The sequence below is a fragment of the Spirosoma pomorum genome (assembly GCF_054776615.1).
Genome location: NZ_BAAHBP010000002.1, coordinates 268,251 through 293,437 on the forward strand (window position 1 = coordinate 268,251; position 25,187 = coordinate 293,437).

The 25,187-nt window shown below is 52.6% G+C and carries 22 protein-coding genes and 1 riboswitch; of the genes, 10 read left to right on the forward strand and 12 right to left on the reverse strand.

The features are described 5' to 3' along the window. Positions 1-6 precede the first annotated feature (6 nt). Both ACYVAD_RS06905 and ACYVAD_RS06910 read right to left on the reverse strand, forming a co-directional pair. Positions 7-594, reverse strand: a complete 588-nt coding sequence (locus tag ACYVAD_RS06905) for a hypothetical protein (RefSeq protein WP_461138747.1) — start codon at positions 592-594, stop codon at positions 7-9. A 144-nt stretch (positions 595-738) separates the two neighbouring features. Then, a complete protein-coding gene (locus ACYVAD_RS06910; protein WP_461138748.1) occupies positions 739-969 on the reverse strand; it encodes a hypothetical protein in 231 nt (76 codons plus the stop codon). A gap of 122 nt (positions 970-1,091) precedes the next feature. Between ACYVAD_RS06910 and ACYVAD_RS06915 the strand changes: the two genes are divergently transcribed. The 4 genes from ACYVAD_RS06915 (at position 1,092) to ACYVAD_RS06930 (ending at position 8,120) form a co-directional block, all read left to right on the forward strand. Then, positions 1,092-2,159, forward strand: a complete 1,068-nt coding sequence (locus tag ACYVAD_RS06915) for an Ldh family oxidoreductase (protein WP_461138749.1) — start codon at positions 1,092-1,094, stop codon at positions 2,157-2,159. Between the two features lie 139 nt (positions 2,160-2,298). Next, positions 2,299-3,804 (forward strand): circularly permuted type 2 ATP-grasp protein, encoded by a 1,506-nt coding sequence (locus tag ACYVAD_RS06920; protein WP_461138750.1) that lies wholly within the window; start codon positions 2,299-2,301, stop codon positions 3,802-3,804. A 246-nt stretch (positions 3,805-4,050) separates the two neighbouring features. Continuing rightward, positions 4,051-5,031: a glycosyltransferase family 2 protein gene (locus ACYVAD_RS06925; RefSeq protein ID WP_461138751.1), complete on the forward strand. Its 981-nt coding sequence runs from the start codon at positions 4,051-4,053 to the stop codon at positions 5,029-5,031. A 176-nt stretch (positions 5,032-5,207) separates the two neighbouring features. Next, positions 5,208-8,120 carry a T9SS type B sorting domain-containing protein gene (locus ACYVAD_RS06930; protein WP_461138752.1) on the forward strand — a complete coding sequence of 971 codons (2,913 nt, stop codon included), beginning with the start codon at positions 5,208-5,210 and terminating at the stop codon, positions 8,118-8,120. Between the two features lie 195 nt (positions 8,121-8,315). Here ACYVAD_RS06930 and ACYVAD_RS06935 read toward each other — a convergent pair whose 3' ends face one another. Both ACYVAD_RS06935 and lysA read right to left on the reverse strand, forming a co-directional pair. Beyond that, positions 8,316-9,029 carry a YebC/PmpR family DNA-binding transcriptional regulator gene (locus tag ACYVAD_RS06935; RefSeq protein WP_461138753.1) on the reverse strand — a complete coding sequence of 238 codons (714 nt, stop codon included), beginning with the start codon at positions 9,027-9,029 and terminating at the stop codon, positions 8,316-8,318. 65 nt (positions 9,030-9,094) lie between these two features. Further along, positions 9,095-10,360, reverse strand: coding sequence for a diaminopimelate decarboxylase (gene lysA, locus ACYVAD_RS06940; protein ID WP_461138754.1), 1,266 nt, complete (start codon positions 10,358-10,360; stop codon positions 9,095-9,097). A gap of 201 nt (positions 10,361-10,561) precedes the next feature. Here lysA and ACYVAD_RS06945 point away from each other — a divergent pair, with 201 nt between their 5' ends. The 3 genes from ACYVAD_RS06945 (at position 10,562) to ACYVAD_RS06955 (ending at position 14,119) form a co-directional block, all read left to right on the forward strand. Beyond that, a complete protein-coding gene (locus ACYVAD_RS06945) occupies positions 10,562-11,902 on the forward strand; it encodes an NCS2 family permease (RefSeq protein ID WP_461138755.1) in 1,341 nt (446 codons plus the stop codon). Between the two features lie 39 nt (positions 11,903-11,941). Then, positions 11,942-12,772: a 5'-methylthioadenosine/adenosylhomocysteine nucleosidase gene (locus ACYVAD_RS06950; RefSeq protein ID WP_461138756.1), complete on the forward strand. Its 831-nt coding sequence runs from the start codon at positions 11,942-11,944 to the stop codon at positions 12,770-12,772. A 138-nt stretch (positions 12,773-12,910) separates the two neighbouring features. Further along, positions 12,911-14,119, forward strand: coding sequence for an amine oxidase (locus ACYVAD_RS06955; protein ID WP_461138757.1), 1,209 nt, complete (start codon positions 12,911-12,913; stop codon positions 14,117-14,119). 32 nt (positions 14,120-14,151) lie between these two features. Here the strand turns inward: ACYVAD_RS06955 and ACYVAD_RS06960 are convergent, their stop codons facing one another. Continuing rightward, positions 14,152-14,841 (reverse strand): hypothetical protein, encoded by a 690-nt coding sequence (locus ACYVAD_RS06960; RefSeq protein WP_461138758.1) that lies wholly within the window; start codon positions 14,839-14,841, stop codon positions 14,152-14,154. Between the two features lie 162 nt (positions 14,842-15,003). Here ACYVAD_RS06960 and ACYVAD_RS06965 point away from each other — a divergent pair, with 162 nt between their 5' ends. Further along, positions 15,004-16,086: a lipase family protein gene (locus tag ACYVAD_RS06965; RefSeq protein WP_461138759.1), complete on the forward strand. Its 1,083-nt coding sequence runs from the start codon at positions 15,004-15,006 to the stop codon at positions 16,084-16,086. Between the two features lie 193 nt (positions 16,087-16,279). Here the strand turns inward: ACYVAD_RS06965 and ACYVAD_RS06970 are convergent, their stop codons facing one another. From ACYVAD_RS06970 to ACYVAD_RS06980, 3 genes are all read right to left on the reverse strand, one after another. Further along, positions 16,280-17,008, reverse strand: a complete 729-nt coding sequence (locus ACYVAD_RS06970; protein WP_461138760.1) for an esterase family protein — start codon at positions 17,006-17,008, stop codon at positions 16,280-16,282. A 77-nt stretch (positions 17,009-17,085) separates the two neighbouring features. Next, positions 17,086-17,679, reverse strand: coding sequence for an SGNH/GDSL hydrolase family protein (locus ACYVAD_RS06975; RefSeq protein ID WP_461138761.1), 594 nt, complete (start codon positions 17,677-17,679; stop codon positions 17,086-17,088). 27 nt (positions 17,680-17,706) lie between these two features. Beyond that, positions 17,707-18,777 carry a homoserine O-acetyltransferase family protein gene (locus tag ACYVAD_RS06980; protein ID WP_461138762.1) on the reverse strand — a complete coding sequence of 357 codons (1,071 nt, stop codon included), beginning with the start codon at positions 18,775-18,777 and terminating at the stop codon, positions 17,707-17,709. Between the two features lie 228 nt (positions 18,778-19,005). After that, positions 19,006-19,112, reverse strand: a riboswitch (SAM riboswitch). A 187-nt stretch (positions 19,113-19,299) separates the two neighbouring features. On the opposite strand from ACYVAD_RS06980, the gene ACYVAD_RS06985 reads away from it, so the two are divergent. Both ACYVAD_RS06985 and ACYVAD_RS06990 read left to right on the forward strand, forming a co-directional pair. Further along, a complete protein-coding gene (locus ACYVAD_RS06985; RefSeq protein WP_461138763.1) occupies positions 19,300-19,629 on the forward strand; it encodes a DciA family protein in 330 nt (109 codons plus the stop codon). A gap of 185 nt (positions 19,630-19,814) precedes the next feature. After that, positions 19,815-21,323, forward strand: coding sequence for a glycosyltransferase family 39 protein (locus tag ACYVAD_RS06990; protein ID WP_461138764.1), 1,509 nt, complete (start codon positions 19,815-19,817; stop codon positions 21,321-21,323). Between the two features lie 106 nt (positions 21,324-21,429). Here ACYVAD_RS06990 and ACYVAD_RS06995 read toward each other — a convergent pair whose 3' ends face one another. The 4 genes from ACYVAD_RS06995 to ACYVAD_RS07010 all read right to left on the reverse strand — a co-directional run bounded on the left by ACYVAD_RS06995 (position 21,430) and on the right by ACYVAD_RS07010 (position 25,183). Then, positions 21,430-22,131 carry a class I SAM-dependent methyltransferase gene (locus tag ACYVAD_RS06995; RefSeq protein WP_461138765.1) on the reverse strand — a complete coding sequence of 234 codons (702 nt, stop codon included), beginning with the start codon at positions 22,129-22,131 and terminating at the stop codon, positions 21,430-21,432. 120 nt (positions 22,132-22,251) lie between these two features. After that, complete coding sequence (locus ACYVAD_RS07000; RefSeq protein WP_461138766.1) at positions 22,252-23,421, reverse strand: glycosyltransferase family 87 protein; 1,170 nt, start codon at positions 23,419-23,421, stop codon at positions 22,252-22,254. 44 nt (positions 23,422-23,465) lie between these two features. Further along, the gene (locus tag ACYVAD_RS07005; protein WP_461138767.1) at positions 23,466-24,251 is read right to left on the reverse strand and encodes a polysaccharide deacetylase family protein; all 786 of its coding nucleotides are present in this window, start codon (positions 24,249-24,251) and stop codon (positions 23,466-23,468) included. Continuing rightward, positions 24,209-25,183: a glycosyltransferase family 2 protein gene (locus ACYVAD_RS07010; RefSeq protein WP_461138768.1), complete on the reverse strand. Its 975-nt coding sequence runs from the start codon at positions 25,181-25,183 to the stop codon at positions 24,209-24,211. The genes ACYVAD_RS07005 and ACYVAD_RS07010 overlap by 43 nt, the downstream gene beginning before the upstream one ends. Between the last annotated feature and the right edge of the window lie 4 nt (positions 25,184-25,187).

Here is a 25,187-nt window from a genome sequence, read left to right on the forward strand (position 1 = left end):
AAGTGGTTAATACGTTCGTAGCACCCGTAGTTTATGGTTCTTGTTGACGTTAATGGAAGGATTACTGATCAAGTGAAAGACTAGTCCACTCAACGCAAACGCGCCCGTAACAGGCCAGGCTCGCTTACTCACCTCCCCATTATTAACGAGGTCGGCAAGAACATAAACCGCACCCGCGGCCGGAAAAATGGTGCCAGCAGCCGTTATAAACGGTATCCGGCGGTGAATGATAATTTTTTCTACCTCGTCCAGTCGGAACGTAACGGGCTCATCCCGATTCATTACTTCATTCGCAATCAGAACGCTGAACGTGCTATCCGTGATCTGGTATACTTCTTCGCGGTATTTCTCTCCCCGCGCCTTGAAGTGAATATCGTCCCCTTCGAAAAACCGATACCGCCGAAAGCCACCCAGGGTGTGGTTAACATCGAAAACCAGATAATGCGACGGACGGAGCTGGGCTCGCTCCCGCTGGTAGGCTGATCCTTTTCGGTCCAGCAGTTGTTCGGTCGTGAGCGTATCCAGCGTCTGGGCATTAGCCATAGCGGACGATAGCAACAGGCAGGCAATGATAAAACGGAAAGCAGCAGGCATGAAATCGTGAAAACGCAGTGAATGATCAATTGACGCTGTAATAAATTCAGAAGTCAGTCTGTTTGTTCAGTCGCTCGGGATGCAACTGGCTTAAAACGCAGAAAACCAACTCGATTGAGTTGGTTTTCTGCGTTTGCCTGACGCTTACTGCTTTTTAATGGAGTCTTTCACAGCCTCCCGGTAGTCTTTACGTGCAGAATCCAGTTCGGCTTGTTCTTCACGCACCTCTGAGGTATCGCCCTCGCGTTGTGCTTCGATTACGTCTTCGCGTTTGTCCTGGACGTCTTCTGCTTTCTCCTGTGGTTTCGAGTTGCAGCTTGTAGCTACGCTTACTACGGCGAACGCCATCGCCCAGACTAAATTTTTCGTTTTCATTACGTGCATTGGTTGGTGAAAAACCTTTACGTTAGAGAGGTTCGGTACTTATACTTAGTTCGGGTTGGTTTTGTTTTAAAAATTGATGGACTGCCCCCGCTGATCTGCCTACCTTTGCCCGCATGATTACTGCAACTCAACTTCGCTCCTACACGGAACAGATATTCATAGCCATTGGCTGCAGCGAGACCGACGCCCGCCTGGCCGCGGACGTACTGGTGAGCGCGGACCTGCGCGGGGTCGATTCACACGGGGTAGCCCGGCTACCCGGCTACGTACGCCTGTACGATAATGGCCGACTCAACCCGCAGCCCCAGATCCGCATTGTCCACGAAACCCCGTCAACGGCCGTCATTGACGGGGATAAGGGGTTAGGTCTGGTGGTTGGTCCCTGGGCTATGCAGGTAGCCATTGAGAAAGCTCGAGTGGCCGGAACCGGCTGGGTCGCCGTCCGGAACTCAAACCATTTTGGTATTGCGGGTTATCACGCGCTGTTGGCTGCCGACCACGATATGATTGGTCAGGCCATGACGCATGCTGCTCCGCTGGTCGCGCCTACGTTTTCTCTGGAAAAAATGCTGGGTACCAACCCCATTGCCGTTGCTATTCCAGCCGCCACGGAACCAACTTTCCTGGCCGACTTCGCGTCGACGGCGGTGGCTTACGGAAAACTCGAAATTCTACAACGAAAAGGCCAGGATGTTCCGCTCGGCTGGGCGCAGGACGTCGACGGGCAGCCAACGACCGACGCCAACGCCGTGCGCAATGGCGGGGCCTTATTGCCGCTGGGTACCGACCGCGAACACGGTTCGCATAAAGGGTACGGGCTGGGAGCGGTGGTCGATATTTTCTCCGGTGTGCTGTCCGGCGCTAATTATGGCCCGTGGGTCCCTCCCTTCGCCACCGCCGGTTTTATGCAGGCAAACGAAGGGGTTGGGCAGGGAACCGGGCATTTTTTTGGGGCCATGCGCATCGATGCGTTCCGTCCTGCCGATGAGTTTAAAGGCCATATGGATACCTGGATTCAACGTTTCCGACAAGCTCGAGCCGTTGAAGGCAAACAGGTATTGATTCCCGGCGATCCAGAACGGATGATGGAAGCCGAACGACTAGCTAATGGGATTCCCCTTGTCGAGCCCGTTATCGCCAGTTTGCAAGAACTCGGGGCCCGGTTTGGCGTTACGTTGTAAAGACTAGTCATTTTCTGACTTATTTACTACCTGCGAAATAACTAGATGAACAAGTCAGGCCCATCTGTTATTATCTCGCTAATGCAGGCATTATCAAACGCCTATTTGGTCCCTACCGACATCATCGATATATTGTTGCATGAAAAAGCAAAACTCCAACCTATTTCAATCGCAAACACTCAACGGCAGTACCCAGTCTCAGGGTTTAGGCAGTACTAATTTTTCGTTCACGGACTACCAGACCGAAAATTTTTTCGATGAGATGTTTGTCAGCCAGACGCAGGTTCGAAATGGGTACACCTCGTTTCGGCAACGGGTGGAGCAGCTTACACGCGAAGACATGATCAGTCGGCAGCATGCCGCTGAACGAGCGTTGATGAGCATGGGAATTACGTTCAATGTCTACTCAGAAGGAGAAGGTACTGAGCGGATTATGCCCATCGACATTATTCCGCGCGTGATTGAATCGCTGGAATGGAATCGACTCGAAGCGGGGCTGGTACAGCGCATCAAGGCATTGAATATGTTTATCGATGACATATACAATGAACAACGCATCCTGAACGATGGGGTTGTGCCCCGCGACCTGATTGAGTCCAGCAAATGTTTTCTCAGCGCCTGTGTTGGTCTGCATCCGCCAAAGGACATCTGGTGCCACATTACGGGAACCGATCTGATCCGGGGAGACAATGGCCAGTTTATGGTCCTGGAAGACAACCTCCGCTGTCCATCGGGCGTCTCCTATATGCTGGAAAACCGAGAATTAACGAAACAGACCTTTCCCGAAGTGCTGGCCCAGACCGGCGTCCGGCCCGTATCGGATTACCCGACGCGGCTTTTGCAGATGCTCCAGTTCATCGCCGACCGACCGAATCCAACCGTGGTTGTCCTGACGCCGGGCATTTATAATTCGGCTTACTTCGAGCATTCGTATCTGGCGCAACAAATGGGCGTTGAGTTGGTCGAAGCGCGGGATCTGGTCATTTCAGGGGGTTACGTCAAGATGCGGACAACCAAAGGTTTCCAGATCGTGGACGTGATCTACCGGCGTATTGATGATACGTTCCTAGATCCCCACGCCTTCAACCCCGATTCGCTCATTGGCGTGCCGGGCATTTTTGATGTCTACAAGAAAGGACGAGTTGCTCTGGCGAATGCTCCCGGAACGGGCGTAGCCGACGATAAGGTGATCTATGCCTACGTCCCCCGGATCATCAAATACTATCTGGGCGAAGAGGCCATCATTCCAAACGTTCAGACGTATATCTGTGGCGAACCGGAAGACTGCGAATATGTGCTGGACAACATTGCGCAACTGGTAGTGAAAGAAGCGAATGAAGCCGGTGGATACGGCATGCTGATCGGGCCCAAGGCCCCTCCAGAGGAGCATGAAGCCTTCCGGGAGAAAATTCGGGCGAATCCACGTAACTACATTGCCCAGCCTACCATTTCCCTGTCGCGGGTGCCCTGTCTTGTAGGCGACCGCGCCGAAGGACGCCATGTCGATTTACGTCCATACATCCTTTACGGCGACAATATCAACGTGATTCCCGGAGGACTGACTCGCGTAGCGCTACGCAAAGGGTCTCTGGTTGTCAACTCCTCCCAGGGTGGTGGCGGCAAGGATACGTGGGTGTTGTATTGAGGGAAAAAGGGAGGAAGGAGAATGGAGGAAAGGAATTTCCAGCCCTCTGTTCTTTTTCTCATTCTTACTAGCTAACAAGGGAGACAGGGACGTAGGGTTACCTGCCTCCCTTGTTCCTTTGTTCTCCTTACGACTTGGTTTAGGTAGAGAAATAACCCTTTCTTTTTCCTTTCCCCTCCTCCTTTCATCCCTCCTCCCTTTCCTCCTTTTTTCTCTTACCTTTACATCAGACATCCATTCTTTGCTTTGCCTGATTTAAGTATCATCATCGTCAATTATAAGACCCCCCGGCTTATACTTGACTGCCTGCATTCCGTCCGGACGCACACGCGAGACATTACGTACGAAGTCATCGTCGTTGATAATCAATCGAATGATGATAGCCAAGCTCAGATTCAGGCTGTCTTCCCGGATGTACGTTGGTTCGAAATGGGCTACAATGCCGGTTTTGCGCGGGCTAACAACCACGGCATCCGGCAGGCAACAGGACGTAACGTATTACTACTCAACTCGGATACGCTGCTTCTTGACAATTTACTGGCTCGTTGCGTGAAGCTGCTGGATGAACAGCCCGACGTAGCCGCCGTTAGTGCCCGTCAGCTCGGTCGTGATCACCAGTTGCGGCCCAATCTATACACGACCTTTGGGCAAATGCGCCGGGCGTTTTATATCCTCCCTGCCAGCGAATCGTTCCAGCGTCAATTTCAGAAACTCATTCCAGATCCTCATTTTGAGGACCCTAATCAGGTTGAATGGTTATCGGGGGCTTTTCTGATGACTCGCCCGTCGACAATTGAGAAAGCAGGCCTCCTCGATGAATCCTTCTTCATGTACGGGGAAGACGTGGAGTGGGGTTACCGGCTTGGCAAACAGGGGAGTATGATTCTGTTACAGGATGCGCAGTTTGTGCATCTGGAATACGGCAGTAGTACAGATAACCAGCAGCATGTGGTGACCCACCTGAACCGGTTCAAACCCCAGGTTCAGGTTTCGCAACTGCTCTGGGTACGGAAGCAGTATGGAGCCGGGGCCTATCTGGCGTTGATGACCCACTACCTGACCATGATTCCAATCGTTTACGGCTGGAAGATTGCCGTTAATCTGCGCCAGAGAAAAGCCCCGATGACCGATTTTGAGAACCAGCGAGCCTTCGCCCATCAGGTCGGCACCTTTATGCGTTTTTTTGGGGCCACACTACTGAATAAACCCGGTTTTTACAAAGTCTGACCCGATCGCATCACCGTCTTCAATGCGAAGAGTTAATTGGATTTCAGTAGCTGGCCAGGCAGTTTTTGACTGAAAAATTGATTTTAGATAGAAACCTAAAAAATGGTCAGCCAGAGCCTCCGGCATAAATACATTTTTTTGTCCGGAGAACGTTGTTAAAAAAATGTGCTAAGTCTATGAGACTACTTTATACCCTCTCAATACTGGGTTTATTCTTCATGGCCGTGTTATGCCCTACTGTCAGTCAGGCAACGCACGTACGGGCCGGGGAGATTACAACCCGCCGTATATCAGCGACCTCGCTGACCTATGAAGTCACCCTAACTACGTATTACGACTACCTGGGTGGCCGGGCGGCTGCCGATGCAGCGAATGACGTAGCGATCTGTTTTGGCGATGGAACCTCAACCCGGGTTACCCGATCTACACCCCGCTTCATCAACGGGCGAACCTCGACGATCAACATCTACCGAACGACGCATACCTTTCCGGCAGGGGCAGCCTACACGATTTCAGCGACGATCGTTAACCGGAACAAAGACACCAAAAACTTACCCCCAGCTGCCTCGTCTGATCAAATCAGCTTTTTCGTTTCGACAACGGTTTTTATTAATGCGCAGCTGGGCCTGAACTCGACGCCTGTCTTGCTTAACCCGCCCCTCGATTCAGCCCGCGTGGGTCAGCGCTTCGTCCATAACCCGGCCGCCTTCGACGCCGATGGCGACAGCCTGGCCTTCCGCCTGAGCGTGCCTAAGCAGGGATTGGCGGAAGACTGCCCCCGCTACCGTAATATTCCTTCGTATCTGGATCCTACTCAGTTCAGCCGTACCAGCCAGGCCGGCGGGGCACCGACCTTCTCAATCAACCCCCGCACCGGTGAACTGGCCTGGGACGCCCCCGGCGAGGAGGGCCAGTTCAACTTCGCCTTCATCGTCGAAGAGTGGCGCAACGGCGTGCTCATCGGCGAGGTCACCCGCGACATGCAGATCATCGTCGTCGACCAGCCAAACCGCCAGCCCGTGCTGGCCCCCATCCCCCCCATCTGCGTCGAGGCCGGCACCCTGATCCGACAGGCCGTCTCCGCCACCGATCCCGACGGCAACCGAGTCATCATCAACGGCTTCGGGGGCGTCTTCAACGTGGGCCAGGATGGCCAGCCCCTGCCCGCGGGCGAACTTATCCAGCCCGAGTACGCCCGCCTGGTCAACGGGGGCGTAGCGATCAACCAGCCCGGCACGGCCACCTTCACCTGGCAGACTAACTGCAACCACATCCGCCAGCAGCCCTATGATGTTACGTTCAAGGCCAACGACGTGCCCGGCGGCCGGGCTACTTCGTTGGTGGCCTTCCAGACCTTCAGCATTCGCATTGTGGGGCCCTCCGTCAAAGGACTACAGGCCCGCCCCACAGCCTCGGCTGGCAGTCGGGCCGTGCAGCTCAACTGGACGCCCTACAGCTGCGCCCCCCGCTACGGATCCGACACCACCCGACTGGTCATCTACCGACGCCAGGGTTGTGAACCGGTCAACCCCCAGGCTTGTGTGACGGGCCCACCGGCGGGCTACCAACGCGTTGGCACCACATCCGCCAGCGCTACCTCCTTCATCGACACCACCGCCCTGAGCCGGGGCGGGGCCTACTCCTACGTGCTGGTGGCCGAGTACCCCGACCGCAACGGCGGCAACAATGGCGGGGCCAGCGTCTCCTCCACCAACGCCTGCGTCGAGCTGCCCCTGCTGGCCCCCGTCCTTACCCAGGTCACCGTCGACAGCACCGGCCCCGAAGCCACCCGCCGGGGCCAGATCACCGTCCGCTGGACCCGCCCCCTGGGGCTCAACCCCGCGGATCTGGGCGGCCCTTACCAGTACCGTTTGCAGCGGGCCACGGGCCTGGCCGGGGAGAATTGGACCACCATTACCACCATCAACACCGCCTTGCAGGCCGGGGCACCCGATACGCTTTACGTGGACCGGGGTAGCTCGACGACGGCCCTCAACACGGTGGCCAACGCCTACCGCTACCGCGTCCAGTTCTTCTACACCGCCCCCAACGGCCAGCTCACCCAGTTGGCTGACGTGGCCGATCCGGCCTCGAGCGTGCGCTTGTCGGTGAGTCCTAGCCAGGGCCGGATCAGTCTGAGCTGGCAGGCCAATACGCCCTGGAGCAACGAGAACCGCACCCACGATATCTACCGCAGCCGAAGCGGCCCCAACGGTCCCTTCAACCAGATCGCCACCGTGCAGGTGCAGGGCCCCCAGTCGTTTACCTACACCGATACGGGCGGAGACCTGGTTCTTCGCGATGGCAACACCAGTGGGACCCTGTCGCGCGACAGCAGCTACTGCTACCGGGTGATGACCCGCGGCCAGTACACTGACTCACAGCTGGCCCGCCTGGGGGTGCTGGTCAACTACAGCCAGCTCATCTGCGCCATGCCCACCGACACCACCCGACCCTGCCCACCCCGGCTGGGGCTGGACAGCCTCAACTGCGCCAGTCTGACCAACGAAAGTTTCTGCGACCAGACCAGCTTCACCAACCGGCTGCGGTGGCAGCCTACCAGCGGGCCCACCTGCGACCCCAACATTGCCAGCTACCGCATCTACTACGCCCGCTACGAGCAGGACTCGCTGCGGGCGCTGACCAGCGTGCCGGCCCCCACCACCAGTTTCGACCACGGGGGGCTGACCACGGTGGCGGGCTGCTACTACGTAACGGCGGTGAGCCAGCGGGGTCTGGAGAGTCAACCTTCGAACCGGGTTTGCAACGATGCGTGTCCGCAGCTGGTGCTGCCCAACGTGTTCACCCCCAACGGGGACGGCAAGAACGACGTGTTCGTGCCGATGCGTTGTCCCCGTTTTGTGGAGCAGGTGACGTTGACGGTCTACAACCGGTGGGGGAGCAAGGTGTACGAGAGCACGGGACCGACGCTGTCGTGGAACGGCAAGACGGCGGAGGGGGTTGATCTGCCGAGTGGTCAGTACTACTACCAGGCCAGTGTTCGCTACGCGGTCTTGGATCGGTCGGCGCCGGCTCAGGTGATCAAGGGCTGGGTGCAGATCATCCGGGATGCGATGAGTATGCGGTAAAAGAAGGAGAAAAGGGAGGAGAGGAAGTACCAGAGCTCTGCTCTTTTTCTCATTCTGGCTAATTAACAAGGGAGGCAGGTAACGTTTACGCTCCTGCCTCCCTTTTTACATTTCCTAGAGTTAAGCTCAAGATTTGGGGTAAAAGTGACTTCGGTACTTCCTTTTCTCCTTCCTCCCCTCCTACCTTTCTTCCTCTTATTTCATATTATGATATACCATCTGAACGTCGTCGTCCTCTTCGATGCGTTCGATGAGTTTTTCGACGTCGGCGGCTTCGTCGTCGCTTAGCTCTTTATAGTCGTTCGGAATCCGCTCAAATTCCGCCTGTTTGATCTCGTAGCCTTTCTCTTCGAGAAATTTCTGAATGGCTCCGAAAGCAGTAAACTCACCGTAGATAACGAACTGCTGCGCTTCTTCGTCGTATTCAATCTCATCACCACCAATGTCGATCAGTTCCAGTTCAAGTTCTTCCTGATCGATTCCCTCCGCCGGAATCCGGAATACGGATTTGCGGTCGAACATAAAGTCGAGCATGCCCTGCGTCCCCAGGCTACCACCCAGTTTGTTCAGGTAACTGCGAACGTTCGCTACCGTCCGGTTATGGTTATCAGTAGCGGTTTCGATCACCAGTGCAATGCCATGAGGAGCATAGGCTTCGTACACGATTTCTTTGTAGTCCTCCTGGTCCTTCGATGAGGCTTTTTTGATGGCCCGTTCTACGTTCTCTTTCGGCATGTTAGCCGCCTTGGCGTTCTGAATGATCGCCCGCAGCCGACCATTAGCATCGGGATCGGGGCCACCGCTTTTCACGGCCATCACGATGTCTTTACCAATTCGGGTGAAGGTCTTTGCCATCTGCCCCCACCGTTTCATTTTCCGGGCTTTCCGGTATTCAAACGCGCGTCCCATTGTATTACGTAGCGATAAGTGTACACACCAGGTAACTGTCCCGACGAGCCGTAGCTTACAGGAAATTACTCGGCGTTAACGAATTGATTACTAATTGTTGCAAAATCCAGTACTTCCTGCCCCCGCATAAGATCCTCGAACGTATCACGTTGCCGGATCAGGTAAGGCTTGCCACCGTACACCAGCACCTCGGCCGGGCGGAAACGGGCGTTGTAGTTTGACGCCATGCTGAAACCATACGCCCCCCCATTCTCAAACGATAGGACATCGTTTGGCCGAACCTCGGGCAACGGCCTATCAGTCGCGAACGTATCGGTCTCGCAGATGTAGCCAACGACGGTATAAATCTGCTCGGGACCGGTCGGATTCGATACGTTTTTGATATCGTGGTACGAGTCATACATCATTGGCCGAATCAGGTGATTCAGGCCCGAATCAACCGCAACGAACGTCCGCGCGGGATTCTCCTTGATGATATTGGTTTTCACCAGCAAGTGTCCGCTTTCGCTTACCAAGAATTTACCCGGCTCGAACCAGATCTCCAGCTCCCGCCCGTACTGCTGGCAAAAATCCTGAAACGCAGCCGACACTTTCGCGCCCAGATCAACGATGTCCGTTACGTGGTCACCAGCCTTATACGCTACTTTAAAACCACTACCAAAGTCAATAAACTTCAGGTCTGAGTAGTCGCTGGCCAGATTAAATAGCACTTCGGCCCCTTGCAGGAATGCGTTGGCATTCTTGAAGTCGGAGCCGGTATGCACGTGCAGCCCCACCACCGAAATCTGGTACTGGTCGATCAATTGACGAATGTCAGCACGTTGCAGAATTGAGATACCAAACTTAGAATCGGCGTGTCCAGTCGAAATTTTGATATTCCCCCCTTCTGCGATATGGGGATTGATCCGGATGCTCACCGGCACTGATGGTCCATAGTTCTGCCCTACCCATTCGAGCAGCGGCAAACTATCGACATTCAGTTGTAGTCCTAATTCAATGGCTTCGCGGATTTCCTCGAATGACACACCACTGGGCGTAAACATGATCTGACTAGGCGTAAAGCCGGCCAGCATTCCCATCCGGGCTTCATTCACCGACACCGAATCCATTTCGACGCCCTGCTGATGCATGAGCTTCAGAATCGATACGTTGGTCAGGGCCTTAGCCGCGTATTTTATCTTCAGGTTTACTCCGCTAAACGATGAGCGAAGCAACGCAATTTTTTCAATGATTTTATCGGCATCATACACGTACAGCGGCAGGCCAAACTGTTCGGCGATGTCCAGTACGTCGACTCCCTGAATCGTATAGTGTTGATTATTCAGCTGCATTCCTTACGAATTAGGGTGCAAATATACGGCTTTCAGCGTTGTTGCGTAATGCTCAGTGCAGCGCTTTGCCAGGATTAAAGAATAAATAAAACTATTGCTGGAACCCGGCGACATTGAGCACTTTTTTGCCTCTTTGGCAAGCTATCCGGTCTAGTAATTCTATCAATTGCCGTACTTTGTCCTGCGGCCAACTGGTTCCTTATGCCCATTAGCACATCTACGTCATCAACTCCTTCTTCTCGCCGTACGGAAATTCTGGCCGGCATTTCAACGTTCCTGGCGACCATGTACATCATCGTGGTCAACCCAGCGATTCTAAGCCAGACGGGTTTACCGTTCAGTGGGGTTCTGACGGCGACGATACTGCTTTCCTTTTTTTGCAGCCTGATGATGGGGCTTTACGCCCGCAACCCCATCGTCGTTGCCCCCGGCATGGGGCTTAACGCTTTCTTTACGTTTACAGCCGTTAAGGGTATGGGGATTCGGCCCGAAGTAGCGCTAGGCGCGGTGTTCTGGGCGGGGGTTCTGTTTCTGCTGCTGTCGCTTGGTAACATCCGGGCGACCATCGTTCGGGCTATCACACAGCCGCTGCGCTACGCTGTTTCAGCGGGCATTGGCTTGTTCATTACGCTTATCGGTTTTGAGAATGCCCGGTTCATCATCGCCAATCCCGCTACGCTGGTGAGTGTGGCTTCGCTGACCGATCCGATTGTGCTGACGTTTGTGTTTGGCCTGCTGCTAACGAGCGTTCTGGTCGTGCGAAACGTGCAGGGGGCTATCATCATTGGCATAACGGCAACAACGCTGGCTGCCTGGCCCATTGGCCGATACTGGGGTGACGCATCGGCTATTACGATGGGCCAGCAGACGCTGGTCAATTTTCAGGGAATCTGGGCCGCCCCGGATTTTAGTCTGATAGGGTCGCTGGATCTGGTCGGTTCCTTACAATGGTCGCTCTGGCCCGTCATCTTTGCCTTTGCCTTCACCGACCTCTTCGATAGTCTCTCCACTTTTGTTGGTGTGGCTGAAGCGGGGAATCTGTACGATGAAACGGCCCCTAACGCCGGGCAACCACGGAACCTGAACCAGTCGATGCTGACCGATGCGGTCGCTACGGCCCTGGCGGGTGTGTTAGGCACCAGTCCCGGCACCTCCTACATCGAATCGGCAGTAGGTATCGCGCAGGGCGGCCGTACTGGTCTGACGGCGATCATGGCCGGATGCTGCTTTCTGCCCTTTCTGTTTTTATCGCCCCTCCTGTCGGTTATTCCGTCGATTGCCACGGCTCCGGCGCTGGTGTTAGTCGGCGCTTTTATGATGAAGCCCGTTACTCGCATCAACTGGGAACAGTTGGACGACGCCCTGCCCGCTTTCCTGGCCCTGGTGCTGATCCCGTTCAGCTACTCCATCACGCAAGGACTGATCTGGGGTTTCCTATCGTGGACGGTCATTAAAGTCGCCGTCGGCAAACGGCAGGAAGTACCGCTGGGTCTCTGGATCGTGGATGCGTTTTGCGTACTAGCGCTGGTAGCCGGCCACTAAATTTCTTTTTTACGCCGGCTTGCCCGGCTAACCTGACTTATGAAAAAGCTGATTATTACGTCATTCCTCTTTATTACAATTTCGCAGACTCTTACAGCACAAACGTACAAATCCCGGCCTATTACCGGTTTACTGGGTGCCTTTGGGGCGGAAGTGACATTGGTGCGCCAAAGCCTAAAAAATCCCAAAACTGTCTTGGTTGACGGGGTTAAGTTCACGACGGGTCTACTGGGAAAGCAACGGGTTGTTGTTGCCGAAACGGGCATTGGCAAGGTTAATGCCGCCATGACAACCGCCCTATTACTAGAGCATTTCCATCCGGAGCGGGTACTCTTCACCGGCATTGCGGGGGGTACGAATCCCGAACTGCAACCTGGTGATATTGTCATCGGTCAGCGAACGGCTCACCACGATTACGTGTCCATAACCGATAAGAGCCAACCAACGCGTCAGACCCGCAACGCGATCAGTTATGAGTTCAACCCAATGTTCTTTCCGGCTGATTCCAATCTGTTATCGCTGGCTCAGCGAACGGCTAAAACGGTTACGCTCGAAGGTGTTCCGCTAGCGTCGGGCGGGGTTTCTAACCGACCGGTCCAGGTCATTACGGGTACCATCGTTACGGGTGATGCGTTCATTGCCTCGTCGGAGAAGGGTAAAAGTCTGCGAGCTGATTTTGAGGCCGACGCCACTGAAATGGAAGGCGCTGCCGTTGCCCAGGTATGCTACCAGATCAAGGTACCGCACCTCATCATCCGTAGCCTAAGCGATCGCGCTGATGCGGAAGCCCACATTGCCTACGACAAATTTTACCCCGCAGCCGCCCGAAATTCGGCCAAACTGGTGTTGGCAATCGTGCAGGCGTTGTAAATTCTCTGGCAGTTTTGGTAGCCAACCTGTGTTGTAAACCCCCAGTTTTTACAGAAAAAGTGGGGCGACTACCGAAAAGAATGGCTTTTTCTTCATATTGCCGCCTTATACTCGCTTAGCCCGCAGGCTTTATCCTTAATGACTGATACGTCACCAACACAAGCGGCCAATCCATTTCAATCGTTCTGGTGGGCCGGTTACGAATGTACCGACCAACTCAACTGCTTTGGGAATCGAGTTGACTTTCTCCCGTTAACCGGTCATTTACAGCTGCTTCAGCAGGACTACGAACACCTTAACCAGTTTTCGATCCGAACCGTACGGGAAGGTATCCGTTGGAGCCAGATCGAAAAAACCGCTTACCAATACGACTGGTCGATCGTCGAAACCATGCTGACCGAAGGCAAACGCCAGGGGATTCAGCAGGTGTGGGACCTCTGCCATTTCGGTTATCCCGACGACCTGACGCCCCTGCACCCGATGTTTGCCCGTCGATTTTCGGCGCTTTGCCGGGCGTTTGTTCGTTTCTACCGCGATCGTTATCCCGACGATACGTTGATCGTTACGCCCATCAACGAGGTAAGTTTTATTTCCTGGCTGGGCGGAGACGCCCGCGGTACGTCGCCGTACTGCACCAAACAAGGCTGGGAAGTGAAACGGGGCCTGATGCGGGCCTACATTGAAGGGGTTGCCGCCATGCGTGAAATTGATCCTCGCGTTCGGATTCTCACGACGGAACCGCTGGTTCATTTAGTTCCGCCGACGTCTGCCACCGAAAAGGAAATCATGGATGCCGCGGTCGCCGACGAAAACCAGTTCCAGTCAGTCGATATGCTGGCGGGTTACATTTCTCCCGACCTGGGCGGCTCCCCCGATTACCTCGATATACTCGGCTTTAATTATTACTACAACAACCAGTGGGTTAACAAAACCGGTACGTTCCTCGGCTGGGCGGATGCCGTTCCTGACCCGCGCTGGGTACCGTTCCGGCAGTTGCTGATGAAGGCATACCGACGGTACGAAAAACCCATTGTACTCACGGAAACAAGCCACCCTGGCGTTGACCGACCCGGCTGGATCGACATGATCGGGCGCGAGTGTGCGGCTGTGCTCCGGGCGGGCGTCCCACTCTGGGGAGTTTGCCTGTACCCTATCGTTGACCGACCGGACTGGGATCATCTGGATCGTTGGCACCACTCCGGCCTTTGGGATGCCGATCTGAGCGTGAGCCCTCCGGGTCGTATCCTGGTCGAGCCCTATGCCCAGTCGCTACGTGAAGCTCAGCAAACTGTCGCGAATGCGCTGACAACTCCAGTCAAAGCTGCCAGTGACCTGCTGGTTCCCTAACGTAAAGCCCTGATTGAGTCGGTACTACTCTGTCAGTTTACTGATTCAATCAGGGCTCTTACCTGCTTGACATCCTCAAAATTCACGGTGTTTTGGCTCAGGTAGCGGTCTAGTTCCGTTTTCTTCTGCCGTAGCAACCGGGTTAGATTTCTGTAGGACGTTCGGTATAGTCGTTCGTTGTTGTCCACCAGGTATAGCTGAGTTTTTTGACGGATTAAATCCATGGACGTATTATTCTGCCATTGAAAATCCTGTCCCTGACTGGCCAGCAAGAGTGCGCTCGGTATTGTCCGCGTCGAATCGGCGTTAAATTGCTGGCTGGACGCGTTGGCGCCATTTCCAACCACAACCGCTTTTCTGGTTTGTGCCAGCCGGACACCCGGATACGTTGCCAGTACTTCCAGATCGTCGTCATCGTCTTTTTTTCCTGGCAGGTACAGATGATCATCAATCAACACCTGTCGGATACGGAGCTTATTCGTCAACAAAAGCGTGTCTTTCTGATCGTTGATGAACGTTAGCCGGGCCAGAACGCAGTTGTAGTTCAATCGGGCTCGCTGCTGCGATCCGTTACGAAACACGACGATACCATCCCGAAAGTGATCGTATTGGTAAATTGGTGCAGATGCGACCGGTGTACTTTCATTCCTGACTGGGGCACTACCTGACGACAGGGTGCCTGGGTGAGCGAGTAAGAGCAGCAGTAAAGACGATTTCAGCATAAGGGTATGAATAGGTACTGACTGGATGACACCCAAAAGATGCAGCACTCAGTACCTGATACTCAACTCCTTTATGCTTATTTTCGAACTCGTTACAGGTGAACTGTAGCAACAACATCCAACTACTTAGTTTATCTCTGTATCCTTTCCTATTCCATTCCTATGAAATCAATCTCCGTTTTACTTTTCTTTTTACTATCCTCTTCCTTACTGTTCGGCCAGAAACTCAAACCGGGATTCGACAAAGCTGAGTATCTCGAACTGATGCGTGTGTTCGCGAAACAAGTAGATACCATTCCCGCTAACATCATTCCCCCGCCAACCCGCTTCAACTTCGTCTACCGATCCCCCATCGTAGGACTCGACAACCGCTGGGATCTGTGGACGAGCCCGGATTCGGCAGCAGTGCTCAGCATCCGGGGCACAACGCTGAACCCGGTAGGCTGGCTGGAGAACTTTTACGCGGCTATGGTCCCGGCTAAAGGGCAACTGACGTTGACCAATAACTACCAGTTTGATTACGAATTAGCTCAGAACCCCCGAGCAGCGGTGCACATCGGCTGGCTGATCGGCACGGCTTTTTTGACACAGGATATTTTGCCGAAACTGGATTCTTGCATCAGGGCCGGCACCAAGACTGTTTACGTACTGGGACACAGCCAGGGCGGAGCCATTGCTTTTCTGCTTACGTCACACCTGAGACAACTACAGCGAATTGGTAAGATTCCGTCAGCCGTGCAGTTCAAAACGTATTGCAGCGCAGCCCCGAAGCCCGGCAACCTTTACTATGCCTACGAATACGAGGCCCAGACGACTGGAGGCTGGGGACTAAACGTTGTCAATGCGGCCGACTGGGTTCCCGAAACGCCCATTACCATCCAGACGCTGGACGATTTCAGCAATACCAACCCATTTTCAAACCTGCCTCAGACGCTGAAAAAACAGAAGTTCCCCAAAAATCTGGCGCTGAAATACGTCTTTAACCAACTGTCGAAGCCAGCCCGCAAAGCCCGGAATAATTACCAAAAATACCTGGGTAAGTTTGCCGGACGTTACGTCAAAAACAACCTGAAAGAGTACATCCCTCCTACCTTCTTTCAATCCAGTCATTACGTCCGTACGGGCACTACAATTGTGCTACTTGGTGATGAAGCCTATTACCAGAAATATCCTGACAGCAAAACCAACATTTTCGCCCATCACCTGCTGAGCCCGTACATTTACCTGGCAGAGAAGATGAAATAGAAGGAGGAGAGGAGGAAGGAGGAAAGGAAGTACTGAAGCGAACTTTGCTTATCTTTCCCATCTTAATTACAGGTCAAATAAAAAGGGAGGTAGGTAACGTAACGTTCCTTGCCTCCCTTTTTGGTAGCAACAATGGGTAAAGAATCAGAGTTTAGACACCCCTCTCCTCCTTTACAACTTCCTTTCCTCCTCCCTATAAATATATCTCCACCATCTTTCTCCAGTCCTCAACCTGGTGGGCGCGGCCCTGCCAGATATGAAGTTCATGCGGAATGCCTTTGTCCCGTAAGCTATCGCACAATTGGATGTTACTATCCAGAAAGGGATCTTCATTACCAATTGTCATGACAAACTCCAGCTTTCGCAATTGCTCAAGCAGGTCCGGGTCGCTCAGATTAGGCAGGAAGTGATTGGGGCTGTTGTAGTAAATATCATCGTCGTAGTAATCGTCGAAGAGACTCCTGAATTCAGCAACGGGTTCCGACAATGCATAACGACCACTCAATGCCACTACTTTATCAAATTGCGTCGGGTGACGTAACGCAATATTCATGGCGTGATACGCCCCCAGACTGCACCCGTGTGAGATCAGGTAAGAATTGGAATTAATTTGCCGAGACAACGGAATGACCTCGTTTAGGATGTACGCTTCGTACTGCTCGTGCCGCCTGATACGTTGGTACGGAGCGATGTGCCGGTTATAGATACTTTCGCGGTCGACACTATCCACGCAATAGAGCTGCAACCAGCCCTTGTCTATTTTTTCGGTCAACGCCTGTACCAATCCGAAATCTTCGTACTCATAGAATCGACCGCGCCGGGTCGGAAAGACCAGAACCTTCGTTCCGGAGTGCCCAAAAACAAGCAATTCCATATCGCGATCCAGATGGGGGCTGAACCATTTGTGGTACGTACGGTGCATAGAAAACTCACTTCATAGCGTCAAACGAATTTGGAATATGAATACTAAAGTCACGTAAGAGTTACGTGAAGAAATCATTAAAAAATGCGAATCTGGTCCCGTAATGCCTGTTTCCAAACCAGGTATCCTTCCGGATTCAGGTGGAGCCCATCTGCTTCAAACAGCTCCCGGCGTGGACGTCCATTGCCATCCAGCAGGGGCGCTGTCATATCAATAGCCTGCCAATTGGGATGATGCTTAATCTCTTCCTGGATAAATTTATTCGCCAGACGAATGGACTCAGCCAGCCGCCAGCGGGCCGGGCTAATTTTGATGGAAAGATAAGCGAGGGGGACTCCGGGAAGCCGCTGCCGCATCTGCTCGGCCAGCGCCCGGAAGAAAAGGAATACTTCTTCTGGTAATCGACTATCACCCAGATCATTGTCTCCCGCGTAGAAAATAACAGCTTTGGGATTAGCGGGTACCACTAACCGCTCAAAAAACCAGGCACAGGCGGCCAGCGTTGACCCGCCAAAACCGAGATTCAACGTGTTCTGCTCGGGGAAGTCGTCGGCTAGTGTTTTCCAGAGCCGGATGGATGAACTGCCGTAAAAAACGATCCGATTCTCGGCGGGGGGCAGTTGCTTTATCTTTGTTTCGAGTTGTTGAACTTCGTTATCGTACCAGTGCATGCGGTAGTTTGTGCGGGCGCAGTTTGTCTAATTTGTCACCTTATTAACCGACGAATCGGCAACAGGTTTAGGTTGGGGGGCAGCATTCGCCATCCACCTACGAATCAGATTGGCAAGTGGCCGGAACTCAATCAGGAAACCATCGTGCCCATATAAGGAATCAATTTCTTCGTAAACCGCGTCTGGAATATGGCGGGCCAGAAACTGCTGCTCCGTAGGCGGGAACAGCAGATCCGAACGAATCCCCACCACCAGCGTCCGCGCTTTGATCTGCCCGAGTGCATTTAAAATACTGCCCCGGTTCCGCCCGACGTTGTGCGAGTCCATCACTTTCGACAATACCCAATACGTAAAGGCATTGAACCGGTCGACAATCTTTTCACCCTGGTAGCGCTGATAACTGGCCGCTTTATAGTCGTCCAGTTGCTCGTTATTATCGAGCGCCTGCGTAAAGCCGTACGTATCGTAATTCCGGTAGGAGATCATGGCCATAGCCCGGGCCGCTTTCATACCGCTGGCCCCGGCATCATCACGTTTTTCCAGCCAGGTTGGATCAGCTTCGATGGCCATCCGCTGGGCTTCGTTAAAGGCAATGCTCCACGGCGAAGCAACAGCACTGCTGGCAATCAGAATCAGATTTTCAATCAGGTTAGGGTGCAGGATCGCCCACTCAACGGCTTGCTCCCCGCCCACTGATCCCCCAATGCACGTCTGAATTTTTTCAATTCCCAACTCCTGGCGCAGAAGATCAAGCGCGCCAACCATATCCCGAACGGTAACGGCCGGAAAGTCATGGTAAAAGGACTCCCCTGTCTCCGGATTAGTCGACAGCGGTCCCGTTGAGCCGTAACAGGAGCCTAGTACGTTGGCACAAACAATGTAATCACGCGCCGGATCGAAAAACTTCCCGGCTCCAATCATGCCGCCCCACCAATCATTGACGTTGGCGTTACCCGTTAGTGCATGACACACCCAGACAACGTTGGAACCATCAGCATTTAGGGTTCCCTGGGTCGAGTAAGCAAGCCGAAAACCCGGCAGATGCTCGCCAGATTCCAGGGGGAAACGATATTTATAGTCGAAATACGAAATATCCATGATCAATCTTTGCCGGGTTACGCTGTTTGCCCGCAAAAGAAAACTAGATAAAGAAATGAGAGACGCTGAACACCAGTGGTTTCCTCAACCCGACCTGATGATTGATACAGATACCCCTCGACCACTCCCGGTGTTGGGGTGAGCCGGGACGCTAGTAAGCCTCCGGAAACGGATGTCGTCTGCTACAGCACATGTGAATAACCGATTTATAGTCCCTAACAGTCTGCCGTCCAATCCGAACCAAGCAGTTGCTTTAGGCAGGAGTTAGCACCTTGCCGTGTGGTAGGTTGCCAGCGATTCGCAGAGCCTGATCTCTCCTCGCTTCTTTATAAATCAATTGGCACTGGCAAAAGCAAGCCAGTGCGCAGGAATTGACTTGATGCCGCAAGTATACTAGGCAAACGGCGCAGAACCAAACCCAGGGGCCATTTTCTGCCCGCTGGCTCAATCAAAAAAATGTTACGTTGATAACCACTTGACAAGTGCCGACGTTGTTTACCTTTGTATCAAGATCACGTTACCATGAGTCAACCTACCTACCGTTATAACCGTGAGAACGCCACTCGTATGGCGGGTACAACCTCGCTGAAAGACGCCATCGGGCAGTTGCTCAAAGCGTATCAACTCCAGACGCGCTTCAACGAAACCTATCTGGAAGCTTTCTGGGGCCGGATCATGGGCCAGAGCATTGCCTCTCGTACGAACCGGCTCTACGTCCGCGATCGGAAACTCTTCATCGAGATTGCTTCGGCTCCTCTCCGTAACGAACTCGTCAACGCCAAGCAAAAGCTGATTCAGCTCGTCAATAAAGATATAGGCACCGACGTCATTGACGATGTGGTGTTCATTTAAAACAAAAAACAAGAAGGAGGAGGCCCGCCAAAAGATCATACTAGTTCTTTTGGCGGGCCTCCTCCTTTCGTTTTAGCCCGTTACCACTGCCTTACGTTTTACGTTATTAATTTTTGCGCTAGCTTACCGGCAGTTTTACTGCGCCAGGCGCTAGTTGGCTGCCTGTTAGATTCTTATCCACAATCATGTCAAAGCGATCAGCCGTTTTACTGGGATTTATCGGTGCGAAATTCCTCTTCCAGTATTTTCTCATTCTACCAGAATATGACCTGCATCGCGACGAATATTTGCACCTTGACCAGGCTAATCATCTGGCGTGGGGCTATTTATCAGTGCCGCCCGTTACGTCCTGGGTCGCGCTGATTATCAGCTGGCTCGGAAACTCAGCTTTTTGGGTACGCTTTTTCCCGGCTCTCTTCGGAGCACTCACCTTGTTAATTGTCTGGAAAACGGTAGAATTGCTGAAAGGTAGCCTGTTCGCCTGCGTGCTGGCGGCTACCTGCGTGTTGTTCTCGGTGCTGCTCCGCATGAACCTACTCCTCCAGCCCAATTCGTTGGATATTCTGTGCTGGACGACCTTGTATTATATAGGTGTGCGTTATATTCAGTCGACTGATAAGCGCTGGCTTTATGCGTTTGCCATCGTCTTTGCATTCGGGTTCTTGAATAAATACAACCTCGCTTTCTTACTGATTGGATTCTTACCAGCGCTCCTACTGACCCCGCAGCGGGCACTCTTGGCGAACCGTCACGTGTTTCTGGCCTTATTGGTCGGACTACTATTGATTTCGCCTAATCTGATCTGGCAGTACCAACATAACTTTCCCGTCTTTCATCACATGAAGTTGCTGGCCGAGACCCAACTCGTTAATGTGAACCGAGCGGATTTCCTGAAAGAGCAGGTTATTTACTTTGTCAGCTCCCTAATCGTTATTGTTGCTGGTTTGTATAGCCTTCTCTTTTACAAGCCGTTTCAGCAATATCGAGCCTTCTTTTTTACCTTCGTTTTTACGTTGGCCACCTTTCTTTTTTTACGTGCCAAGGGCTATTACGCCATTGGCATTTATCCAATTTATATTGCTTTCGGGGCGGTTTTCCTGTCTGCTCTGATCCAGTCCCGATGGGTACGGGCTGGTTTGTTGGGCATTCCTATTCTCCTACTTATTCCAGTGTATCAGGTGGCCTTCCCGAACAAAACACCGCAGGAAATTGCTCAACACCCTGAGCGCTACCAAAAACTGGGGCTTTTGCGCTGGGAAGATGGTCGTGATCACCAATTACCACAGGACTTCGCGGATATGCTCGGTTGGCGGGAATTAGCAGCCAAGGTTGATGCGGCTTACGTTCGTACTGGTGACCCGGATAAAACCCTGGTTCTCTGTGATAACTACGGGCAGGCCGGAGCGATCAACTATTACACGAAGCAGCACATTAAGGCTGTTACGTTCAACGCCGATTACATTAACTGGTTTAACCTTGATAAGCCGTACAAACATCTCATCCGGGTCAAAGAAGCTAACGGGAGGGAAACGGAAATAAACGAGACCGGGCCTCTATTTGCTACTGGGTATGCCGCGGACTCAATTACCAATCCATTAGCCCGCGAGCATGGAACAACAATCTTTGTCTTTAAAGGGGCTAACGTGAACATCAACCAGCGACTTGTCAAGGAAATTGCCGAAGAACGCTGGTGATAGACAGGACGTAAAGAGGATAACACACAGACAAAAGAAGAAAGACGTACGAGAAAAGACCGTTGCTGTTACCTTTTCTCGTACGTCTTTCCTCTTTTGTCCCTTCTCAAAACTGAATCATCAGTGTTTTGCGCTCCTCCTGCATGGTAATGGGATCAGGAAGAAAGCGGGCATCGAGCCCTTGTCGCTTACACATCGCCAGCCACTCCTTCTCGGGAATAACCAGGAAACCGTTTTCTTTTCGGATGTTGTAGTACGACGAAAACCGGAGCCGGAACAACAGCTTCAGCATCATCAATAATTGTCCCTGCCGAAAGGATTTTCCTAAAATACTGACGATGTCGCCCAGCATACCTTCTGCTACGATCAGGTCACAAATCAGGGCTTTAGCCCCCGGAGCCGCCAGCTTTTTGATCTGGGCCAGCAACTGCTCTACCTCAGTTGCGTTCCGGTAGTATTGCACCACGCTCATGACGATAATGGCATCGAACTTTTTGCCATCAACGACCGAGAAGTTCAGATAGTCATTGGCGTCCAGATCATGAAAATAGACGTTGGGATGGGCAGCGTGTTTGGCCCGGGCGATTTCGTTATACCGCTTCGAGATGTCTATCCCGTGTATTTCAGCGACCCGGTCGTGCCAGGCATCTTCCAGATTGGCCGGTCCCGAACCAATGTCCAGAACCCGTAATGTTTTCGATAAAGGAACGTATTTCTCGACCCTCGCCAGGAAATAATTATAGTTGGCAGTCATCGAGTCGTCGAACTCGTTTTCCTGCTGCCAGAAATCAAGCCAGGTTTCGGCCATATACTTACAAAAGATAGGAGGACAAAGGTAAGGACAGGATAAGTAAGATTTTTACCCAATCGACCTCTCCCTTGCGTCACCAGAGACAGTGTTCCCTATTGATTCATTTGGCTCTATCCCTCACCCATTAGCCAGTTGCCCCTCTTCTACTACGGGATCTTTCTCACTCATGGGCTGGTGCATCAGGTAAATAACCCGGAACCAGATGAGCACGCAGGGCAACGCTTTCAGAACGTACGGTTTTACGATTTCCTCGCGTAGCACTTTGGGGAAAAGATCACTTGGCGACATGACCGTGAGGATGAAGCAGCTGACCAATAGCGTTTTATCAAGCCAGTTTTTGGGTGAACAAAACCACCACAGCATGACGCCCGTCACCGCCGTAATGTAGGTCGGCGACTCGGCAACGGGGTTAAAAATGACCTGAAAGATCAAAATTGACGCAATCATCAGCAAGCGAAACGGGCGTAGCGCAAACTTGCGGACATGCATGTACACGGTGCAGAACAGCACTACCCCCAGCCCGATGATAACCGCCGAGGAAATATCCGGCGAAATAAACAGATGGATCAACCGGTGGATGGACGTATTCGCCCATTTATCCCCGTCAGACTTAATAAATAGCTGACGCACCCACATTTCGTATTGCCAGTAAAGTCGGTCAAACGATGTATACAGAACCGGCAACACGGCGAGTAAAACGCCCCAGACAACCATGTAAGCCAGAAAGCGGATTTTCTGCGGATACAGCAAAAACAAAGCAGCCGCTACCAGACTATAAATCTTGACGTTGAAACCCAGCATGATGAAAAAAGCCGCCCAGAAGTACTGCTTCTTTTCAAAACAGAGAAAGGCAAAGAGCGGAATAGCCGCAATGAGCGGATTCGTCTGGCTATTGGCAACAGACGTAAACAGTTCGTGTAGCGAAAACCAGTAGGCAAACACTTTTTGCTGGTGCGTCAGCGGCATTCGATAAATGGCGTAGACCCACACCCCCGTGAACAGAAAATGCCACAGGAACAGCCCAACTGAATACGGAAGCAGGAAAACAGGTGAGAAAAAAGCCGCAAAGGTTGGGGCGTAATGGTAATGGTCCTCGTACTGTGCTGGGTATTCGTTGTATAAACTCTGGGCGTTGATGAGATGCTCCAGCGAATAATAAAAGATTCGGTAATTGTTGGCATCCTGACCAAATACGGTCCGGATGCTGACCAGCAACGCAGCCAGCGCATAAATGGCGAAAATAAACCGAAAATCACTGAAGATTGGCTTCTTATAGAAAGTCAACATGAAGTAGAATGGCAATCAAATAGCAGACGGCAGTTTATAACTAACTAGTGGCGAAGTTGCTGGACGAAGTCGTGCATAGTGGTAAACTCCCCCCTGGGTTTCAGATAACGTAGCAACGATTCGACGCGGTCAAGCAACTCGTCTTTCGAGTGGCGCTGAACATAAGCGGGAATTTTGTTATATCCCGACAGATCCGTAAACTCCCAGGGGTGCACGTATAGGTTCAGAAAGCCATCGCTTTTCAGCGTCCGGCGGCAGAGCTCCTTGTAATACGTAAAGGGGAAGTTCTTCAGACTTAACCAGAAAAGCGGTAAGCGCAGCGTGGGCGTTACCGACGCCGGGATTTGCCAGACGCCCGCTTCCCGAAACGGATGCCGGGGTTCGCCCCAGTGGTTGTAACGGCCTGGTACCCAGGTCGGGTGCAACGATGAATTATACTGATAGCCAGCCTGTTGTACATCATTTGGATCAACGAAGCCCATGCGCGCCCGCCGGAAGCCGGTTACCGGTTTTCCCAGCAGTTCCTCCAGCGCTAAACGGGATTTGAGCAGATCAGCCGGTTCGAAGGTGGTGTGGTAGTAGCCGTGGGAGGCTATTTCGTGCGTCTGCGCTAACGACTGGATTAATTCCGGCTCATGCAGGGCGTAATTAGCCGTCGTAAACATGGTTGTTGGCACGCCAACAGCCGTAAAACGTTCGGCTAACAATGTCAGACCGCGCGTTGATACAGCCATCTGCTCACCCATCGGGATGTTGTGGCCGAACTCAACGGCGGTATCAAATTCTTCTACGTCAACGGTGAATAAAATTTGCTGGCTGGGTTTTCCCATGTTGTTACGGTCTCCTCAATCTCGTCCGTATCGCCAATGATGTAGGCGGGGCGTTGTTTTACCTCGACGAACGTTTTCCCCAAATATACGCCAATGATACCGATCATGATGAATTGTACCCCACCAATCAGTACACTGAGCAGCACCAGCGAGGTCCATCCTGATACAGTCGCATCGGTAAAAAACTTCTCATACAGCACTTCCAGCCCAAACAACGTAGCGAACAGCGACATCATAAAGCCCAGCAGCACGGATAGGTATAACGGACGGGTCGAAAAAGACGTAATGCCCATGGCCGCCAGTTTGAACATCTTGCTCAGCGAGTATTTGGAATACCCGGCATAGCGGGCCGCTGGTTCGTATAGGATACGGCATTGCTTGAAGCCTACCCACGAGATGGCTCCGCGCAGAAACAAATCATTCTCTTTGAACTGCTTTAGCGTATTGACTACCTTTCGATCCAGCAGTCGGAAGTCAGCGGCACCGTCTTCGAGTTGCAGGTTAGATATACGCCGGAGCAGCCGGTAAAAATAACGGGAAGTCAGTCGTTTATGCCAGGACAGTTTGGGATCTTCCTGACGAACGGTGTAAACAACATCGTAGCCCTCGCGCCATTTATCGATTAGCGTTGGGATCAGTTCGGGTGGATGCTGCAAATCCGCATCCAGGCAAATAACAGCATCCCCACGGGCATGATCATATCCGGCTCGTAGCGCCATCTGATGACCAAAATTTCGTGAGAACGAAATAAAACGCACTTCTTCGTATTCCTGACTCAGTTGACGCAACACATAGCGGGTCTGATCGGCGCTACCATCGTCGACGATCAGAATTTCAAAATTGCCGTATGGTTTCATCACCGCTCGAACGCGATGAACTAAAACAGGCAAATTTTCCTCTTCGTTATAAGCCGGTACAATGAGACTAATCATACCT

What these genes read in the sequence shown, in the direction of transcription:
- ACYVAD_RS06975 (WP_461138761.1), bottom strand. Translation starts at nt 17,679, where the DNA reads ATGCACTGGTACGATAACGAAGTTCAACAACTCGAAACAAAGATAAAG.
- ACYVAD_RS06945 (WP_461138755.1), top strand. Translation starts at nt 10,562, where the DNA reads ATGCCCATTAGCACATCTACGTCATCAACTCCTTCTTCTCGCCGTACG.
- ACYVAD_RS06970 (WP_461138760.1), bottom strand. Translation starts at nt 17,008, where the DNA reads ATGCACCGTACGTACCACAAATGGTTCAGCCCCCATCTGGATCGCGAT.
- ACYVAD_RS06930 (WP_461138752.1), top strand. Translation starts at nt 5,208, where the DNA reads ATGAGACTACTTTATACCCTCTCAATACTGGGTTTATTCTTCATGGCC.
- lysA (WP_461138754.1), bottom strand. Translation starts at nt 10,360, where the DNA reads ATGCAGCTGAATAATCAACACTATACGATTCAGGGAGTCGACGTACTG.
- ACYVAD_RS06920 (WP_461138750.1), top strand. Translation starts at nt 2,299, where the DNA reads ATGAAAAAGCAAAACTCCAACCTATTTCAATCGCAAACACTCAACGGC.
- ACYVAD_RS07000 (WP_461138766.1), bottom strand. Translation starts at nt 23,421, where the DNA reads ATGTTGACTTTCTATAAGAAGCCAATCTTCAGTGATTTTCGGTTTATT.
- ACYVAD_RS06915 (WP_461138749.1), top strand. Translation starts at nt 1,092, where the DNA reads ATGATTACTGCAACTCAACTTCGCTCCTACACGGAACAGATATTCATA.
- ACYVAD_RS06935 (WP_461138753.1), bottom strand. Translation starts at nt 9,029, where the DNA reads ATGGGACGCGCGTTTGAATACCGGAAAGCCCGGAAAATGAAACGGTGG.
- ACYVAD_RS06995 (WP_461138765.1), bottom strand. Translation starts at nt 22,131, where the DNA reads ATGGCCGAAACCTGGCTTGATTTCTGGCAGCAGGAAAACGAGTTCGAC.
- ACYVAD_RS06910 (WP_461138748.1), bottom strand. Translation starts at nt 969, where the DNA reads ATGAAAACGAAAAATTTAGTCTGGGCGATGGCGTTCGCCGTAGTAAGC.
- ACYVAD_RS06905 (WP_461138747.1), bottom strand. Translation starts at nt 594, where the DNA reads ATGCCTGCTGCTTTCCGTTTTATCATTGCCTGCCTGTTGCTATCGTCC.
- ACYVAD_RS06990 (WP_461138764.1), top strand. Translation starts at nt 19,815, where the DNA reads ATGTCAAAGCGATCAGCCGTTTTACTGGGATTTATCGGTGCGAAATTC.
- ACYVAD_RS06985 (WP_461138763.1), top strand. Translation starts at nt 19,300, where the DNA reads ATGAGTCAACCTACCTACCGTTATAACCGTGAGAACGCCACTCGTATG.
- ACYVAD_RS06955 (WP_461138757.1), top strand. Translation starts at nt 12,911, where the DNA reads ATGACTGATACGTCACCAACACAAGCGGCCAATCCATTTCAATCGTTC.
- ACYVAD_RS06960 (WP_461138758.1), bottom strand. Translation starts at nt 14,841, where the DNA reads ATGCTGAAATCGTCTTTACTGCTGCTCTTACTCGCTCACCCAGGCACC.
- ACYVAD_RS07010 (WP_461138768.1), bottom strand. Translation starts at nt 25,183, where the DNA reads ATGATTAGTCTCATTGTACCGGCTTATAACGAAGAGGAAAATTTGCCT.
- ACYVAD_RS06980 (WP_461138762.1), bottom strand. Translation starts at nt 18,777, where the DNA reads ATGGATATTTCGTATTTCGACTATAAATATCGTTTCCCCCTGGAATCT.
- ACYVAD_RS06950 (WP_461138756.1), top strand. Translation starts at nt 11,942, where the DNA reads ATGAAAAAGCTGATTATTACGTCATTCCTCTTTATTACAATTTCGCAG.
- ACYVAD_RS07005 (WP_461138767.1), bottom strand. Translation starts at nt 24,251, where the DNA reads ATGGGAAAACCCAGCCAGCAAATTTTATTCACCGTTGACGTAGAAGAA.
- ACYVAD_RS06965 (WP_461138759.1), top strand. Translation starts at nt 15,004, where the DNA reads ATGAAATCAATCTCCGTTTTACTTTTCTTTTTACTATCCTCTTCCTTA.